Origin of the sequence: Faecalibacterium sp. I4-1-79, assembly GCF_023347235.1 — a bacterium.
Taxonomy (GTDB): domain Bacteria; phylum Bacillota; class Clostridia; order Oscillospirales; family Ruminococcaceae; genus Faecalibacterium; species Faecalibacterium tardum.
Genome location: NZ_CP094467.1, coordinates 1,658,426 through 1,674,860, shown reverse-complemented (window position 1 = coordinate 1,674,860; position 16,435 = coordinate 1,658,426). Strand labels below are relative to the sequence as shown.

The following is a 16,435-nucleotide window of genomic DNA, read 5'->3' as shown; positions in this document are numbered from 1 at the left end:
ATCACTCCTCCCCTGCCCCGTAGATCTTCTCCTGATAGTACCTCCTGCTCACCCGGCCTCCTACGGTCGTGTAGCCCTTGGCCTTCAGTTCCTCGTTCCACTGGGCGATCATCTTGTACGCCAGACCCTGGGAGATGTCCAGTTCCTTTGCCAGCTCGTCTGCCTTGATAAAAATGCTGTTTGCCATTTTCTGTCCTTTCCTTGTTGGTTTCGTTTCGGTGCCGCTTCATCCTCGCTGACTTCCGGCAGGCATATCCCCTTTGCGGTGCTGTGCCGTCCCCTTGCGGAGCGCTCGCTTCCTTTCGGAAGGTCTTGGCGGTTTGGGTCAGTTTGGCGGTCATTCAATTTTACTAAGCATTTTTGCTTATCTTTTTGTGCTCTCATTATACTAAACACATTCCGTTAAGTCAAGAGGTTTTCAGGTAAAATCTTAAACTTTTTTGTTTATTTTCTATTGCACCTCCTATTTTTCTGTGCTATACTAGGTTCAACAAATATGTTTAAGTCAGGAGGCAATCGCATGGCAGTCGGTGACCGCATCAAACGTGCCCGCAACCTCCGAGGTATGACCCAGAAAGAACTGGGCATTGCCATCGGGTTTGAGGAGAAGAGCGCAGACATCCGTATCGCACAATACGAAAGCAACACCCGCACTCCTAAAGAAGAGTTGCTCCGCAAGATTGCGGAGGTGCTGGACGTGAACTACCGTTCCCTCTATGAGCCGACCTTGTACGCCGCAGAGGATGTGATGTACACTCTGTTCGAACTGGATGAGCACTATCCCGGCACCCGGCTCTACGAGGTCACAGACACCACCGACCCAAATTTCCCGGAAAAGCACATGGCAGTCAGCTTCCGCTATCGCCTGCTGGATGAGTTCTTAAAGGAGTGGCAGCTCCGCAAGAAGCAGCTCCGGGAGGGCGAGATCACCAAGGAAGAGTATCTGGAATGGAAGCTCAACTGGCCACAGACCGCCGACGGCTGCGGCCGGTACGAGCCGAAGAAAAAGTGGCGTAAAGAATAAAAGACACAAAAATGCCCTCTGAAAAACTTACCGTTTCTCAGAGGGCATTCTCATGTCTCTCTTTATGAATAATCGCCTGATAGTATCAAAGCAGTATCACAGAGCCTTTTGGCTCTCAAAATATTGCATTGCATCAATACTTTTCAGGTTTTGCAGATTACTCGAGCTCAATTCCGGAAAGTAGGTTTTTGGTTATACCAAGTCCATTTTTCCGGTTTTGGCGTGCATAAATTCCGTTGCTTCCATTGTGTGTTTTTGAGTGCACAATGGATTGCTGTCAAATTGATGTCACGGGTCTTTGACTATCTATCAAGTGGTTCATTCAGGTGTTAGATACATTATTATAATACACCTGTTTGCAAGAAGCGTCAATGGGCATAGAAAAAGAGGACAGCTTTACGCTGTCCCCTCTCTCACTCGCCGTCTTTTCTTTGGCCTGTCACAGGCTTTTCAAAGCCGGTCCGGTTTCGCACCCTCGGCTCAGGATTCGGTTCCCGAACCAGTATCTCAGTCGGGCTGCAGTCCAGCGCTTCGCAGATGAGGTCTAAATGGTTCAGATTCATCCGCTCGGCGATTTCGTTGTAGTAGTCGCTGATTGTAGTGGGGCGAATGCCCGTGGCGCGTGCCAGATCTGCTTGCGTCCATTTCAGCTCGCCTAGCTTCTTGGACAGTAAAATTCTAATCATATTCTCGCTCGCTCCTTACAATAAAAGATAACTTTTTCCACTGGAAAAGTCAGGAAAATGTTAGATTATCACGAATCTTGTTATTTTTTATCGTAAAAAAGCAAAAAAAAACACCCCCGTTACCCACTTCGACTTATAGTCTGATGGGTAACGGGGGTGTAATCATTTGCTCCGAGTATTCAGGTCGGCAAGCTGGCGTTGGTCGGATTCCCTATATCGCTCATCCACACCTTCCAGATGTGCAAGGCTTCTTTTCAGTTCTCCATTCCAATAAATCTGACCCGTTTCGGTCTCCATTCGCTCAATGCCGGCACAAATGCAGGATAGCAGGTCAAATGTAGCCTTTCGGCTGTCCATCTGCAAAATATACCGTTCTCGGCGCCGCTCATCGTCCTTTTCGCGTTTCTTTGCGGCACGATCAGCAGCTCCCTTGATAAGGATTTGATTCACAGCAAAACTAATCGCTCCACCCAGAAGTGTTCCAAGAAAAGCAACTACCGCTAAAAGCCACGCCGGAACGGCGACAGTGACTGTTTCAGCTGTCTCTGCAAGCACCTACATCCTCCTTTCAGTCCTCCGGCTGTGTCAGCAATTCGATCCATCTCGTTACGGGAAGACGATCCAAGAGCCAATCCACAAGCCGCTTAAGCATTCTTCAGCACCTCCAGCCCAGACTTTGCAGCGTTAAACGATGTCTGGACTGCTTTGCGAATTAAGTCGTCCGTCACAAGGAAGCGAATCGGTGCAGGCACCTTTTCACGCAGCCAAGACACAACAACCGCAAGGCGCGCCTCGCCCAGTTTGGTACCAACGAACTCCTTCTCCGCTTTGGAGATAGCATCGATTGCCCACTCAATCAGAAGCGCCTTATAGCCGAAGCGAATCGCCACGACGGACAGAACTGCCATAATCAGAATCACGATACAGGCGGTAACAATATTCATAACGCTCATAGATTATAACCCCTTTCTCTCAAAGCTGCTTAGCGAGAGCCGCCTTTGTCTTTGCTCCAGCAATGCCATCAGCTGTCAGACCGTGAGCACTCTGGAACTCCTTGACTGTTTTTTCGGTATTCGCCCCGAAGATACCGTCCTTGTCGATTCCCAGTGCACCCTGCAGCACCGAATTGTACAAGCGCTGCGGGAAGCCGCTGGTGGACTTTTTCAGGTTGCTGGGTCCGAAAAGTTCTGCGACCCAGTTGGACGTGTATGCAGTAGAGCCTGCCACATTCGGGATGCCTGCGTACTGATGCACCGATACATACCCAGTAGAAATATCGTTGATGCGAATTTCCCAATGCAGGTGACTTCCGGTGCTGTGGCCGGTGCTGCCCTCAACACCAATCAGATCTCCCGGTTTCAGCTTCTGCCCGACGGCCACGTTGATTTTGGACAGATGCCCAAAATACATATAGTAGGCAGTGCTGCCGATACGAACCACAACACGCTGGCCAAAACCTTTCTTCGGAAGCGTTGCACACTCCCATCCAGCACGAATAACCGTACCGTAAACCGGGCAATAGATGCTTTTGTCTCCAATGCCCACGAGATCATATCCTTGGTGATATGTACCGTTTGCTCGCAGGTTTCGGTATGCCTGCGACACTCTGAAAGTGCCCTTATACGGAGAAATCAAAAAATCCACCTCTATTCCAAACAAAAAAGCCGCGCTGACCATCAGCACGGCTTCTCTCAACACTTTATAGCATCGTATTCGGCTTGCAGGATTGCTCTCTGCTCACCATAATTTTCAGGCTCTTCTCCTGTTTCAGCTGAAATGTCCTCCCAGCAATCCAGAAGATGAACCGCCGATGCTAACAAAACTTCGAGCTTTTGTTCTCGGCTCAAATAAAAGCACCTTCCATCAGGATTCCTTCGGTCGCGGACCGCAGATACGCAAGGCCTGCGCCTTGGTCAGCTCGCCCTCGTCAACCTTTTCCCACACGCCTGCAGCGGTGATCTTCTTCATGCGGTACATAGTGCGATAAAACTGTTCCTTGCCCATTACAGCTCACCTCCCATAAACAGAGTTTCCAGCACGCTCACACGCTCTTCCAGAGAGGGCGCAGCTTCATCAGCGGTCGTCCATGCTTCTGCATAGACCCACCAATCATCAGCCGCCGCCGTGATGCTTTCCACGGTTTCCTCTGCATAATCGGAACCCAACTTGCAAAGAGCCGTGGTGCACTCCCACGAAGTACCGCCCTGCTCTCCTTCGGGAGCCTCGGTTCGTACCTCATGAGCGTCCTTACGCAGGTACAGCCAAGCCGTACCGTCCGGCAGTTTTTCCAGCGTTACCGCCTGCGGATTATGGTCAAGGTTCTCGGTAAAAATCATGCTGCTATCCTCACTTTCTTCATTGCATTTCTTTGTGCCGTTACGCGGATTGCTACTTTTGCGGCCGTGAACAGCTTTTTCTGTTTTAGGGCTTCGCTGATTGCACGAGATTTTGTCCAGTCAAAATAGCCGTTATAGCTGACCAGCTTGTATGACCGCCAGACCGGCACATATCCATTTCGTGAAACATCAGCCTTGGCTCGAATGTACTGCCGCCGAGCCCTCAGAAAAATTCTGGGGCGTATCGTGGTGTAGGTACGGTGCATCACATAGCCAGCCATATCCAAACCCGGGCATCCTTTTGCCGCTCCCGTTAGGTGTCTGCGTTGATGCTCTTCAGCGGCGCTAAGAAAGTCCACACGAACCCACTCGTTTTTTATTGTCAATCCCAGTTCGGTCAGCGCCCACTTAGTCAATTTTCGGGCTGCACTCTGTATGTCAGCCCATCGTCGGCCAAACAAAACAAGGTCATCCATATAGCTACCGCTGCGGATCACGAATCGCGTGGATGCTCCACGGCGAATCTTTGCATAACTCATGACCTTGACCAGCATATAGCTGGCAACAAGGTTAAAAAGCCACGCTTCAAGATAGCCGCCGATAAGCAATCCCTCACCCGGAGCCATTGCTAAAAGACATTTGACAACAGCCAGAAGCCATGTTGCTCCCGGGATTTCTTTCTGCAGGATCTTCATCACAAGTTCCTGTTTTGTGTGGGCGTATGCCCCCTGCACATCCAGCTTTATTGCATACTGTATGCCAAGACTTTTTCTGCGAAGCCAACGCTCGACTTGACGCTTCAAAGCGATTTGTCCCTTGCCGGGAATACTGGCAAATTGATACGGCAACAGTTTTGCCTGAAGCAACGGGCGAAGTCCAAGTACCGCCAAATGCCCAAAAGCTTGGTGCATTGGACAGCAGTTAGACAGTTCCCGCCGTTTCATGCTGATTCCATCAATTCTGTAGAACACGCTCACAGGGTCAAGATCAAGGTCGTCTGTTTCTCCGTCCAACAAATCTTCTATCCGTTGCTCCATTTCAAGAGCAATCCCATTTACGGCTTCTAAACGCGGGTTCCAGTCGTTTACGCGGGCGGCGCTCGATAGTTGTGCACGGCTTACACCTCCATATTTTTCCACCGTAGCGAGGTAATCCCGGCGGAACCATTTCTTATCAAAAGCTTCAAGGACAGCACGCTCGCACATTTCATGATTGAGCGACAAGTACCTCTTTGTTTTCATATCCTTAAAGCCTCCAAACTTGCTGATGTTCAACGGATTTCGGTTGCCGTTTCAGGCCTTAAATCAGGCAAAACGGATTTCTACTACTCACCGCCACGCAGTCCCAAAAACTGCGGCCACGCTCTCACCAATGCGTCCGTATATCTCGAAACGCTCAGCTGCATGGTGTCGGTATAACATGATCTTAGTGGTCAAGCCACAGGCGCAATGAAACGCTTATGCCCTTTTGAGGGCTATTTATCATCAGCATTCCGGGGCACGCCGTTCCAGCTCGAGTTCGCCGGGGAATTGTTGCCATTCGCGCAAGGCAGGCCGCAGTTAGCACCGTCATTCAGGTTGCCACCGCGCCACGGGGCGTACAGACCCGCCGAACCGGGCGAAATGAACGCAGCCACACGCCGCTTCATTGCTCCATAAAATAATCGGCTTGCGCCGATGGTAAACCATCGGCGCAAGCTGGGAAACGTGAACGGGGATTAGGGGGTTACACCCCCTCTATGTGCCTACGGCACATATTCACCCTCTCTTTTTGCCCGAGCCAGCAAGCCGGGGCACGCCGTTCCAGCACGAGGACGCCGGGGAAAGGTGGCCATACGCGCAAGGCAGGCCGCAGGGAGCACCGTCACCCAGGCCGCCACCGCGCCACGGGGCGTACAGACCCGCCGAACCGGGCGAAACGAACGCAGCCCGTACATAGGTGGAACCGCTGCCATTGAACTTTTCATACATCATGGCTTCCGTACCCAACTTGCCCAGCTTACGGATATAGTGCCACGACCAAGTCGCCTTGTCGTTCAGGTCGAAGGAGCCGGTCTGGGCATAGTCCGAGGAGATAGAACCAACCTGCTTCTCACCGCTCTTGCAGGAGAACGCGTCATAGTGCCAGTGGTCATCGTCCACGATGCTGGCTTTCCACAGAGGGTCAAGCTGTTCCGTATAAGCGCCGATCTGCATCTCGATGCCGGCCACACGGTACGGATATTTTCCGTTCGTCAGATTACCCCGACATCCATCGCTATGCCCCTGCACGCCCTCTGTTGTGCCGGACTCCCACGGCATAGTAGATACCAGCATCGTGGTCGTAGTGTCGATAGGAGAATCCAACTCAAGGTTCAGAGCCACATACTCGGTCTCGCTCACGGTCACATTGGTAATGCTGGAAATCTTGGCCCAGTTGAAAATATTATGATTATAGTCCGTGTTGCGGTCCGTTCCCGTATTCTCGCCACGCTCACCCATGCAAACAGCAGAGCCCACGAGGAAATTTGCCCCCTGCGCTTTCGTCACGAGCACTCGCTTTACTCCAGTTTCCGCCACAGCAGGGCTGTACTGGTAATTATAGACAGTGCAGCCCTCCAGCTTGCCGCTGTTGCTCAGCGTCCAATGGCGCAACCGCCATTGGGCCAGAACATACTGCTGGTCGCAGTCAGTCCACAGGGCATCATAAGCGGTAATCTTACGAGCCATAGGGATAGCTGCGTTGGCGCTTGTCCACGGCATCGGGGGCAGTCCAGCACCGCTGGTCATTCCACCCTTGGAATTTTTGCCGCCAAGGAAAGCCGGGTGCCATGTCAGCCAGCGGCGACTCTTATCAGGGGCCACATCGCCAGCCATAGGATCATAGCCGCCGCCCTCGAAGGTGCGGAAAGAGTTATACAGGTATGCGCCATCCTCCCACTCCTTCAGCATCAAGGACAGAGCGAAGCAGTAAACGGGTGCGGTTTCGCCGGAAAGATCAAACCCGGTTTCACCCTCAACTGCCAGCACGTTCATCGTGCCATCTTCCAAGGACAGCGCATTGGCGCGAATGTACCATGTGAAAGGATCCTCTTCCGACCAGTCTGCGGTTTCCGGGCTGGTGTCAGTCAGAAGCGGAGCCGCTTCACGCCCGTCTGCCAGATCATCCAGCGGGGTGCCGGTGTAATCACCACTCACATCATCACTGTAGAAGCGAACGGTGTAGGTTTTGCTGCGAGCGCTCTCTGCGAGCATTTTCGCAAAGCGTTCCAGACGCTGATACTTCGTCACGCCATCACCGGCAGACAGCGGCCACCAGCTCCAGAAGATTTCTGTGGTATTTTTGCCATCCAGCAGACCGCGGAATGTTGCATCCACGAATTCCGCACCGGCAGTACCAGCAGCAATGCCTGCCAAAATGTCATTTTGGCGTTTCATCTGAGCGGCCAGTACCAGACCGGTTTCATCGGTCAGAGGATGATTGATAAGTTCCCATGTGTCAGCCATTTCTTATACCCCCTTTTAGGTGCTTTTCTTGATGAAAAACGACAGTCGGCCACTCTCGTCCGGGCCAAGCGCATAGTTTGTAGCAGCAGCACTTGCTGCAGCCTGCTGGGCCGCAGCTGTCGTCTTGTTCAGCAGATCCTTCGATGTCTCGGCAGCGGCCTTGCTGGTCTCTGCACTATCTTTCGCCGCATCCGCAACAGCTTTTGTCTGACTATACAGTTCATCCAATTTTGCTGCTGATTTCCTGCGAGCGATTGCGTAGGTCAAAATATCAATCATACGCCACCATCCTTACATCGGGTAGAACTTCCCGGTAGAATCGGCGATATAGATATTGCCTGTGTGGATAACCAGTGCTTGCGCCCCCATCGGTGCAGATTTGATATTCTGCAGGTCTGCTTCATCGTCGCAGTAGTACACCGTGGCCGGCTGGGCTACGGTGCCATACTGCTGCATAACTTTGAACATAGAAACTCCTTTCCAGATTATAGCCATGCAACATCTGTAAATCTGATTTTTGTTAGAAAATCACGGAATCCGTGATTTTAACTGCTCCTGCGGACAAAAAAGGAGAAACGGCCATCGACATCCGGTCCGAATGCAAAATTGATAGATGCCGCCGACCCTGCCACCTGATTGGCAATGTCCGCTGTCCGGTTCATGTAGTTCAGCGTATTTCCTTCGGCAGCTCTTGCGTCTAATGCACTATCCCTCGATGCGCGCTCACTTGCCGCCGCAGAAGACGCATTTTCTGTGGAGATTCTTTCGGACTTGCTGGCCGCGATTGCGCTGGCATTTGCCGCAGATGCGCTCCGCGCCGCAGCCTGTTCCGATGCGCTGGTATTGGCAACGATCTGCTTGATTTCTTCCACATTTTTCAGAATTGCATCTGCCACATCATCGCGGATTGCATAGAGCAACCGCCATTCATCATTACCGTCCAGGACGTATTGCGCCGCCATTTCGATGCAGTATGCCTGACTGGCCGGCTTTGCAAATTTTTTGACCTTGTACGATGAACCCGTGCTTTTGCTCGTAGGCAGACCTTTGACATCTTCCATCGTGTCCACATAGAATGAGTACCATGCCTCGGTTTCGGTTTCCAGCAGGGTACTCGCAATCAGAATCGCCATACATTCTCCTTTCAGCCGATTCCATTTTCATCAGCGAATTTCAGAAGGGCTGCTCTTTCGATTTTAAGAAACTCTTCATAGTCGGCAGCGGGAAGTATCTCGAGAGCATCATCTTTTGGCAGTTCAGCCTTGATGGGAAGGCAATCCCCTATTTCGATGTACCGCCGGTTGTGATAGTATGCGCTTGCAAGAACGCGGGCTTTATGAGCCCAGCAGATGCCCGTAAAGCGTTTATTGGCTGTGCCGTACATCTCATAGTTCAAACCGGAACACCAGCCACAGCCGGCAGATACAGGGCAGTCAATACACTTCTGCTCAGACTGTGAGGTGAGGGTAATCGCATCGAGTTCTGCTTTAGCCTTGCGTTGGGAATCAGTGGTATACAGACCATCATAGACGCTGCCGAAGCGAACTTTCTTCGACTTTTCCTCGCCAATACTAATGGGTGCGTATCGAATGCAGGGGTACGCAGATCCATCAGGAGCAAACGATAGCATAGAGCCCGTGCCACCACAAAAGTTGTGATTGTCTTTAGCTCTCCCCCCTAAGAGGCTGTCAAAAATTGTGACCAGCACATCCAGCCTATTGTTCACAATGTAGTTAGCCACAATTTTCAATTGGCTGTACAAAACATAGCCATCTGACGGATTATAAAGAGGCTCATAAGCATAGTTACAGGCAATGCTGTCGCATCCCTCATTCAGCATCATTATGATGCTATCTGCGATATACTTGAACGAACCGGGAACAAAAGTCATTTTCGTTGAACCGTTCCAGCCGTACTTTTTACTGTCCTGAAACGCTTTCCACGCCTTTGCGAAGCTTCCGTTTCCATGTTCATCAAGTCGGTACATATCATGAAGCTCCTGCACGCCGTCAATGCTGACGGTAACGGACATCATTTCATGATATTTCTCAAAAAGGTGCTGCGCTTCAGGACTGAACCACAGCTGACCGTTTGTGGCAAACGAAATTCTGGTAAACGGCGCAAGAGGGATACTGCGTTTCCAGCATTGCTCAAACCAGTAATCGCAGATGCATTCAATCAAGGGGGCTTCCAGCAAAGGCTCTCCCCCGATAAAGTCAAGAACAACGGCTTTTGTGTCTTGGTTGACGAAGTCAGAGGTGTTCTGCTTATACAGATCCAGCAGATAATCAACGATTCTTTTGCCGGTTTCGGGAGTCATACTCTCCGCTCCTTTGTGATGCTCGTAGCAATACGAACATCTGAGATTGCACCCGCTGGTCACCTGAAATGTAACATTGCGACAAGCACTTCGCGTTTCAGGTAAATCACGGCAGTACAGTCTCTGGACAGAGTTTCCGTAATCCTCAAACCGTTTGCTTTTCAAACAACTGCACCTCCTTCCGTCCAAAGTCAAATTGGTATCCGTTGAAAGGTTCACTGCTCAAATCGATGTGGTTTTTCAGTACCGCGTTCTGCGCCATCTGCAGTTTCATGTGGGCCATACGGCACAGTTCCGCATAGTGCATGATAATTTCCTTTGTATCGGAGTTTGCTTTGGCGTTCAGTTGGCGGTTGAGTACTGCCATAATTTTTTCGTATGAATCAACCTCATAAAATGCCCGTTCCACAGTCTCGCTTTCGACTTGGGACAGTTCAATAATCTTCATGTTGGCATCCTTTCTCAGCAAGCATCAATCTTGGGAAGTCGCCCCACGATCTGAGTATACCGGGCCCGAATTTTGTTCATGGCTCCCATTGCAGAAGTAAGTGCCCGAAGATTTTCATTGAAGTTCAGCCGAAGGTAATCGGTTAAAGTACGAAGAACGTACCACATCGCAAAGATATCTGCATCCTCAGAGCAGGCATATTCCCCGGCACTCCGCAGTGTATCTCCACATTTCAGCTGCTTAGTGACAGGATTTGCGGAAAAATTGAACGTCCGTGCTGCCAAACCAAGGGCCAGAAGATTTTTGCGCTCTTCGGACGCGCTCTCAATTTTGCAAGCCTCCAGCGCCGAATCGATTACAGTCAAACAGTAGATAAACCAGTTATCAAAATCCGTTGCATCAAGAGCGCAAAGGGCTCCAACATAACTAAGGCACCAAAGCAGCTTGTCTTCTCCATTGGGTGTTGCAGAAAGAAGCACATCCCAGTCCTCTGTATTTACCGGTTCCTGCTGAAGTAGTTTGATAAGCGGCAGATTGCGGAGGTATGATGCATCAACATCAGCATCAGCATTTTTTGCATAACGAACAGTCATTTCCATATCATTCTCCTATTACCACAAAAGTCCTCCAGAACAATTTCCTCCACAACTCCCGCTGCAGCTACCACTACAGCTACCACTGCAGGAGCCAGAGCAACCGTCGCAACTGGTATCGCAACTGCTCGTACAGCGCTCGCCGCAGTGCGAATTGCATGAACCCTTGCAACTATTAGAACAGCCCGATTCACAGTTCAAAAGGCAACCTGAACCCGTGCAGGTTTCCTGACAGTCACTAGCGCAATAGCTTTTGCAGTTCGTGGTACAGTTACTTGCACAGTCGTCTGCGCAATTTGCGCTACAGCTTCCCTCACAAGTACTTGAACATCCATCACAACTACCAGAACATCCTCCCTTGCAGGATGTCTTGCAATTGTTAGTGCAGTTATCCGCACACGTCTTTGTACAGCTTCCTGTGCAACTACCAGTACAAGTGCCTACGCACGTTCCAGCGCATGTACCTGTGCAACCGCCAGCACAACTTCCCCCGCAGTCATTGGCACACGTCTTCGTACAGGTTCCTGTGCAGGTGCCGGTACAGCTGCCAGTACAGGTGCCTGTACAGGTGCTGGTACAGTCGTTGGCGCACGACTTAGTGCAGGAACCCGTGCAAGTCCCTGTGCAAGTGCTCACACAAGAGCCGGTGCATGAGCCGGTGCAATCATTGGCACAGCTTTTTGTGCACGAGCCGGTACAGCCTCCCGTACATGAGCCGGTACAGCTGGAACAGGCTGAATAGCAACCCGTAGTGCAGAGCCCCGAGCAAGCCCCGCCGCAGCCGCTGGATGTTGCAGTTTCAGAAATCGCGCTCAATTGGCTAAGCAGTGCAGCCGCCCGGGTGAGCACATCTGCAGCGACCTTGGAGCCGTTTTCCGGTGTGATAGCGCTTCCGGTAATCGCCGAGATAGGCTGTGTAATTTTCTGGATGTGCTCATTGGTAATTTGCCTACCGGCCGCAGGGACGACAGAAAAAGAACTGATATAAGCCGCCATGCTTCCAACGCTCTGGCCCTGTCCTGTCCCTTCGCTTTTTCCGCGACGATTAAGTTCAGCGTCCAGCTGTTTTTTAAGTTCTGTGTAGTCGGCCGAGTAAACCTTTGTGCTTCTTTGAGCCATCACACACCACCTACTCTCACCTTCACAAGCCGCAGATCCGTGCGGTTATCACCCTCACAGGCGTATCCCACAATTTTGTTCGCCGGGTACGATTCGCACGAGCCGACCGCGCGCCCAACGCCGGGCGCGCTGGACAGAACGATGTAATCGCCCGTATGGACAGGTCCAACCACTTTCGTGTGAACACGTCCTGCTAAGGACACCGGAATAAAATCGGGCAGGTTTTCCTCAAGGAAATCCTGCCCTTCAACCACTTTATTTCCACCAATGAGCATAGCGTACTCATCCGTGTGGATGCCTGCGATACGGCTAGATAGGTTCGTGGCCTTGATATACCGTTCCATCTGGCTCCCAGTATCCAGAGCGATAATATCACCGGGTTCGGTCTGCTCGCCACGCGGCATGAGCTCCGCATAGTCGTTGTAGACCGCATCGTAGACACGCTGCGCGGAAATATCACCTGACACCGACAAAGACTTAAAGTGTGCATCACCTGCGGATGTCACATAATGTACCGTGCCGTTTGCAAAATACACCGTTCCGGTGAACGTGCCGCCCACATTGCGCATTGCGCCAAGGTTTTTGCAGGCATCAGCGGAGGTGCCAGAACCTGTACCACCGCGTTCAATCGGAAGGTTCCCGCTTGTAATCTGGCTTGCAGAATGTTCATGCGTAGACGGTGCAAAAGCATTCGCGTGTTTACCATCAACCGTATCGGCATCACAGCCTTCCATCAGCCCGTATGCAGCCAGCAGGGCCACAATCTGTTTCGCCGTAAAATCGCTCTTAGGCAACGCGCTGTTTGCCGTTCCCTTAACGGTAGACAGGTCGGAAATGGCCTGATTCAGCAGGGCACTCAAAATATATGTAACCATGTTGAACTGCTGGCTTGTCGGCTTTCCGTTCAAACCGCCGACAATAGAAGCCCAGCCGCCTTTCCAATCCTCCAACGAAATGTCTTGCTTCACGCCAGACACAGAAAACGCCGCAGTTGCATAATCTTCAAGCGCTCCTGCACGACCTTCTGCCATAATAAATCACCCCCAGTTAATTGATGGACTGTGCAAACATTCCCTCGCCGAAACCTGCAACTCGCGGATTGAGATCCACAAATCCAAAGGTTTCTGCGTCCTCGGTCGAGCAATCCACGCGAACTTTTACTCCGGCCGGGCGTACAATAAGGTCATGCGTTCCCAAAATAGACATGACCATATCAGAAAACGGTGCCGAAATCGAAAGGAAGATTGTCGCCGGAACATCTCGGCGTTCACTATAAACCACCTGCGTTGCTCCGAAGATGATTTTGGTTGCTTCAATGATTTCATCCGGCGTACAGCGGCAGGAATTGACAAAAGCCTTATACTTCAGGCAGACGCGATAAATATCGTCATTATCCGCAAGTTCTCGGCTTCCAATCATTGCTCCAGCCTGCTGGCGGGTCAAGCAGACCAGCTGTCCAAGCCGGTCAAGCCAAACACCTGTGCAGCTATCAAAATTGTTCAGATTTTCCAGACCGCCCAGAAACAGAGAGGCGTTTTCATATTCCGGCGCAACGGCCCAGATGATGCCATCAAGGTTTGACATTTTTTCAACGCTGAGAGGTGTTTCTTTCAGAACTTCGTAGCCCATTAGGATACCCCTTTGCTGGAAAACTGCAAAATCCATTTCCCGGCTGAGTTCTTTCGATAGATTGCAGGCGGGGTTATAATTCTGGCAATGCTTCCCATTTCGCAATCTTCTGGTAAATCCTTCAGATCATCTACGGTATCGCAAATATAGTCCCCCAGTTTGCTCTCTTCGTAAGACTCCAGTTGAAACTGCATCGGCAGTTTGCCATACATTTCCTTATAAGCGTCAATCATGCTTTCACCACCCGGATGCCGCTCATGCTAAGAACCGGCTGTTGGTTGATTTCAACCGGGACAATGCCTGTCAGCATAGAATTATCGGCAACTCCTTCAATGTCCGGTTTTTCGCTCAATAAGCCTCGGATTTCGACATAATCAACGCCGGACACGCTTTCCATGATGGGGCGGATGAACGTTTGCAGGCGAATTGTTGTGCCTGCTGAAAGAATTTCTTCCATCAGCAGGGACTTGATTCTCGCCGCATAATCATCGTCCAGCCCGCCAGAACTCGTAACCGTAACAGAGAGCAGCAGATAAACGTCATTCACTCGAGTAAATTCCAGATACTGCCGATTGCCATTGACATCCGTAGCATAGGCGTAGTGGCTCCCATACGCTCGGATGCCGCCCGCCTTGTTTTTCCAGATGATGTTTGCCACATCTTCATCGCTACCGCCCTGCACCACAATTTCGATGCTGTGCGGTGGTCTGCCTGCTGCATCCACCGTGTCGTTGTAGTTCTCGTATCCGGCCGCAAAAGTAACGCCATCCACATCGCTATACAGAAGGGACACGATGCTTGCAACGGTGCCCGTACCGCGGCTCGCAACGCGGTTCGTATAGCTGGATATGGCCTCGGCATCGGTTTGCGTGAGCCGTCCTTTGATTGGCGGAATCTCGTTTGTGCAGGATGTCCAGCCATCGACCGTAGTGACAATTTGTGTGATAACGCCATCTGCAAGCACAAAACTTCCATATTCGGCGCTTTCAAACATAATATTGCTTGTTACCTCGGTCACTGTAATGTACTTGCAAAGCGATGCCGAAAAGCTATCGGATGCACCTGCCGCCGTAAGAACGATAGAATGTTCTCCCTGCTCATCAGCTTCGTCCGAAACCGAAATCCCGAATTTTGCAAGCGCTTCAAAGCCCTGCATGGCCGCAAGCATCTGGGAGTACGCATCACTGTATGACGTGACCGTCATTTTCTTGGTGATGCCGGAACTTTCTGCATACGTTCCAACTTCTCCGCTGGTCGCATTGCGGGAAACGCCAAAATCGAACGTAAACTCTCCTGAAATGCTCTCAATTGGCCGAATAGAGAGACGCCGCCAGTTAGAACTGGAAATCGTAGATGCACTGGCCGCTTGGAATGTTCTCTGCGGACGGTTGCTCGACTGGATCAGTGCGCCAACAGGAATTACCGTTCCTTCCTGACCTGTGCAGGAGATGGAATACTTGGTCTTTGCTTGGCCGATACGGCTTACGCCGCCAACCTGCATTACGTTGTCCAAGGCTACCCCTCGTGCAGTGTTCGGGAAAAGCTGCTGGTATGCAGCAGCAAAGGCTTCCCAGAGCTCCGCAGGGGCATCGGCAAAAATCGTAAAGAGGACATTCATCACGCTTTGCGGATTTTCCGATGGGTCAACCCCGACTTCATCCTTGAACCTTTTGCAGATGTCGGTGTAAATTTCATCCAGTCGGCGCATTTGAAAGCCCTTATCCGTCACTCCGTAGTCCGACATGGGACAGTTCCACCTCGCTTTCTATTTCTCCTTCGGTGGTGGTCGCGGTAAAAGACGCTCGGAGCGTTCTGGTTTTTGCATCCTTTATAAGGTTGATGGTGCCCACCCCTGTTACGCCATCAACGGCAAGGATTTGGTCTCGCAGGGCCTTCTCGATCAAGGCTCGATTCGGAACCTTCACAAGGATTGTTTCAAAGTAAGGCGTGCCCATAGCGGTATTGAACACCCATTCTCCTTTGATCCAGCGCAGACGAATTTGCACACCCTGCCGAACGGCATCGATGATTTCAAAATCGCCGGTTTCGTTGATGTATAAATCACCATCAGCAGCAAGCGCAAGGTCTTTCAATGCCATTACTGCGGACCTCCTGTCTTTCCGTGTACGCCAGCATGGGTATGCGTATTCATTACGATGCCACCAAGTACCAGCGTGCCAGAAATGTTCACGTTTCCTTGCACCTGAATGTTGCCTTTGATTTCCGTATTGCCGGTAACATCAAGCAACGGAGTGGTAATTTTGGTACTGCCATCCGTCACCTCGATGTTAGAACCGCCTCTTTGAACAAAGACGGAACTGTCTTTCAATGTTATGGTTGTGTCTTGCTTTTTCAGTTCGATGCAGTCTTTCTTGACCGTGATGGTCGCGGTCGGCGCAAAAACAACTGCTGCGTCCTCACTTCCGGCACGCTTAACCTGCTCGCTAGACGATGCAGGCAAGCCCGGCAGCAAGGTTGCGTTGGATAAGTCCCACTTCAAATCCGTTCCAGAGCCGCCCTCTCCAAAAATAGCCACACATCCATCCCCGGAATGCACAGGAAAGGCAAACCCGATTGTGCCGCCTGCTCCGGTAGGCATCAGGATAGCCGTGCCCGAAATTTTAGGGTAGGGTACTTCCCTATCATCATCGGTCGTCACTTTCAAATCCGGCGTTAGTTCAGCAGTGAAATTTTCGGACACGTTACCAACCTTAGCAGGTGCCGAGGTGTGGATATTATCCCTCATGTACTGGTCGATGATGCTCACGACTGCATCGCGGAAGTCCTGATCCACG

Annotated in this window: 22 protein-coding genes; 1 reads left to right on the top strand and 21 read right to left on the bottom strand. The window is 51.1% G+C overall.

Translation table 11 applies throughout. The features are described from left to right. Position 1 precedes the first annotated feature (1 nt). Positions 2 to 187 carry a hypothetical protein gene (locus MTP36_RS08345; RefSeq protein WP_055184318.1) on the bottom strand — a complete coding sequence of 62 codons (186 nt, stop codon included), beginning with the start codon at positions 185 to 187 and terminating at the stop codon, positions 2 to 4. Between the two features lie 333 nt (positions 188 to 520). Here MTP36_RS08345 and MTP36_RS08340 point away from each other — a divergent pair, with 333 nt between their 5' ends. Beyond that, a complete protein-coding gene (locus MTP36_RS08340) occupies positions 521 to 1,024 on the top strand; it encodes a helix-turn-helix domain-containing protein (protein WP_249247505.1) in 504 nt (167 codons plus the stop codon). 413 nt (positions 1,025 to 1,437) lie between these two features. Here the strand turns inward: MTP36_RS08340 and MTP36_RS08335 are convergent, their stop codons facing one another. The 20 genes from MTP36_RS08335 to MTP36_RS08240 form a co-directional block, all read right to left on the bottom strand. Continuing rightward, positions 1,438 to 1,710 (bottom strand): helix-turn-helix domain-containing protein, encoded by a 273-nt coding sequence (locus tag MTP36_RS08335; RefSeq protein ID WP_249247502.1) that lies wholly within the window; start codon positions 1,708 to 1,710, stop codon positions 1,438 to 1,440. A 162-nt stretch (positions 1,711 to 1,872) separates the two neighbouring features. Beyond that, positions 1,873 to 2,265, bottom strand: a complete 393-nt coding sequence (locus MTP36_RS08330; RefSeq protein WP_249247499.1) for a hypothetical protein — start codon at positions 2,263 to 2,265, stop codon at positions 1,873 to 1,875. A gap of 89 nt (positions 2,266 to 2,354) precedes the next feature. Continuing rightward, complete coding sequence (locus tag MTP36_RS08325; protein WP_223451515.1) at positions 2,355 to 2,654, bottom strand: hypothetical protein; 300 nt, start codon at positions 2,652 to 2,654, stop codon at positions 2,355 to 2,357. 28 nt (positions 2,655 to 2,682) lie between these two features. Further along, entirely contained in the window at positions 2,683 to 3,387 is a 705-nt protein-coding gene (locus MTP36_RS08320; RefSeq protein ID WP_249254412.1) for a peptidoglycan DD-metalloendopeptidase family protein, read from the bottom strand. 186 nt (positions 3,388 to 3,573) lie between these two features. Beyond that, a complete protein-coding gene (locus tag MTP36_RS08315) occupies positions 3,574 to 3,714 on the bottom strand; it encodes a hypothetical protein (protein ID WP_181573014.1) in 141 nt (46 codons plus the stop codon). Further along, positions 3,714 to 4,046: a hypothetical protein gene (locus MTP36_RS08310; protein WP_022257305.1), complete on the bottom strand. Its 333-nt coding sequence runs from the start codon at positions 4,044 to 4,046 to the stop codon at positions 3,714 to 3,716. The genes MTP36_RS08315 and MTP36_RS08310 overlap by 1 nt, the downstream gene beginning before the upstream one ends. After that, on the bottom strand, positions 4,043 to 5,320 hold the full coding sequence (locus MTP36_RS08305) for a hypothetical protein (protein ID WP_249247491.1): 1,278 nt from the start codon (positions 5,318 to 5,320) through the stop codon (positions 4,043 to 4,045). The genes MTP36_RS08310 and MTP36_RS08305 overlap by 4 nt, the downstream gene beginning before the upstream one ends. A gap of 483 nt (positions 5,321 to 5,803) precedes the next feature. Beyond that, on the bottom strand, positions 5,804 to 7,531 hold the full coding sequence (locus MTP36_RS08300) for a hypothetical protein (RefSeq protein WP_249247488.1): 1,728 nt from the start codon (positions 7,529 to 7,531) through the stop codon (positions 5,804 to 5,806). A 15-nt stretch (positions 7,532 to 7,546) separates the two neighbouring features. Then, positions 7,547 to 7,810, bottom strand: coding sequence for a hypothetical protein (locus MTP36_RS08295; RefSeq protein ID WP_249247485.1), 264 nt, complete (start codon positions 7,808 to 7,810; stop codon positions 7,547 to 7,549). A gap of 12 nt (positions 7,811 to 7,822) precedes the next feature. Then, positions 7,823 to 7,999, bottom strand: a complete 177-nt coding sequence (locus MTP36_RS08290) for a hypothetical protein (protein WP_223452785.1) — start codon at positions 7,997 to 7,999, stop codon at positions 7,823 to 7,825. 77 nt (positions 8,000 to 8,076) lie between these two features. Then, positions 8,077 to 8,664: a hypothetical protein gene (locus tag MTP36_RS08285; RefSeq protein WP_249247469.1), complete on the bottom strand. Its 588-nt coding sequence runs from the start codon at positions 8,662 to 8,664 to the stop codon at positions 8,077 to 8,079. A gap of 11 nt (positions 8,665 to 8,675) precedes the next feature. Next, positions 8,676 to 9,914, bottom strand: a complete 1,239-nt coding sequence (locus MTP36_RS08280) for a radical SAM protein (protein WP_249254410.1) — start codon at positions 9,912 to 9,914, stop codon at positions 8,676 to 8,678. A gap of 82 nt (positions 9,915 to 9,996) precedes the next feature. Further along, a complete protein-coding gene (locus MTP36_RS08275) occupies positions 9,997 to 10,299 on the bottom strand; it encodes a hypothetical protein (protein WP_249247466.1) in 303 nt (100 codons plus the stop codon). A 14-nt stretch (positions 10,300 to 10,313) separates the two neighbouring features. Beyond that, on the bottom strand, positions 10,314 to 10,898 hold the full coding sequence (locus tag MTP36_RS08270) for a hypothetical protein (protein ID WP_249247458.1): 585 nt from the start codon (positions 10,896 to 10,898) through the stop codon (positions 10,314 to 10,316). Positions 10,899 to 12,010: 1,112 nt separating this feature from the next. Further along, positions 12,011 to 13,042, bottom strand: a complete 1,032-nt coding sequence (locus tag MTP36_RS08265; protein WP_249247456.1) for a hypothetical protein — start codon at positions 13,040 to 13,042, stop codon at positions 12,011 to 12,013. A gap of 16 nt (positions 13,043 to 13,058) precedes the next feature. Continuing rightward, the gene (locus MTP36_RS08260; RefSeq protein WP_249247454.1) at positions 13,059 to 13,640 is read right to left on the bottom strand and encodes a DUF2612 domain-containing protein; all 582 of its coding nucleotides are present in this window, start codon (positions 13,638 to 13,640) and stop codon (positions 13,059 to 13,061) included. Beyond that, positions 13,640 to 13,873: a hypothetical protein gene (locus tag MTP36_RS08255; protein ID WP_249247452.1), complete on the bottom strand. Its 234-nt coding sequence runs from the start codon at positions 13,871 to 13,873 to the stop codon at positions 13,640 to 13,642. The genes MTP36_RS08260 and MTP36_RS08255 overlap by 1 nt, the downstream gene beginning before the upstream one ends. Next, a complete protein-coding gene (locus MTP36_RS08250) occupies positions 13,870 to 15,384 on the bottom strand; it encodes a hypothetical protein (RefSeq protein ID WP_249247450.1) in 1,515 nt (504 codons plus the stop codon). Before MTP36_RS08250 ends, MTP36_RS08255 begins: the two co-directional genes overlap by 4 nt. After that, the gene (locus MTP36_RS08245) at positions 15,359 to 15,739 is read right to left on the bottom strand and encodes a hypothetical protein (protein ID WP_249247447.1); all 381 of its coding nucleotides are present in this window, start codon (positions 15,737 to 15,739) and stop codon (positions 15,359 to 15,361) included. Before MTP36_RS08245 ends, MTP36_RS08250 begins: the two co-directional genes overlap by 26 nt. After that, complete coding sequence (locus MTP36_RS08240; protein ID WP_249247445.1) at positions 15,739 to 16,434, bottom strand: Gp138 family membrane-puncturing spike protein; 696 nt, start codon at positions 16,432 to 16,434, stop codon at positions 15,739 to 15,741. The genes MTP36_RS08245 and MTP36_RS08240 overlap by 1 nt, the downstream gene beginning before the upstream one ends. Between the last annotated feature and the right edge of the window lies 1 nt (position 16,435).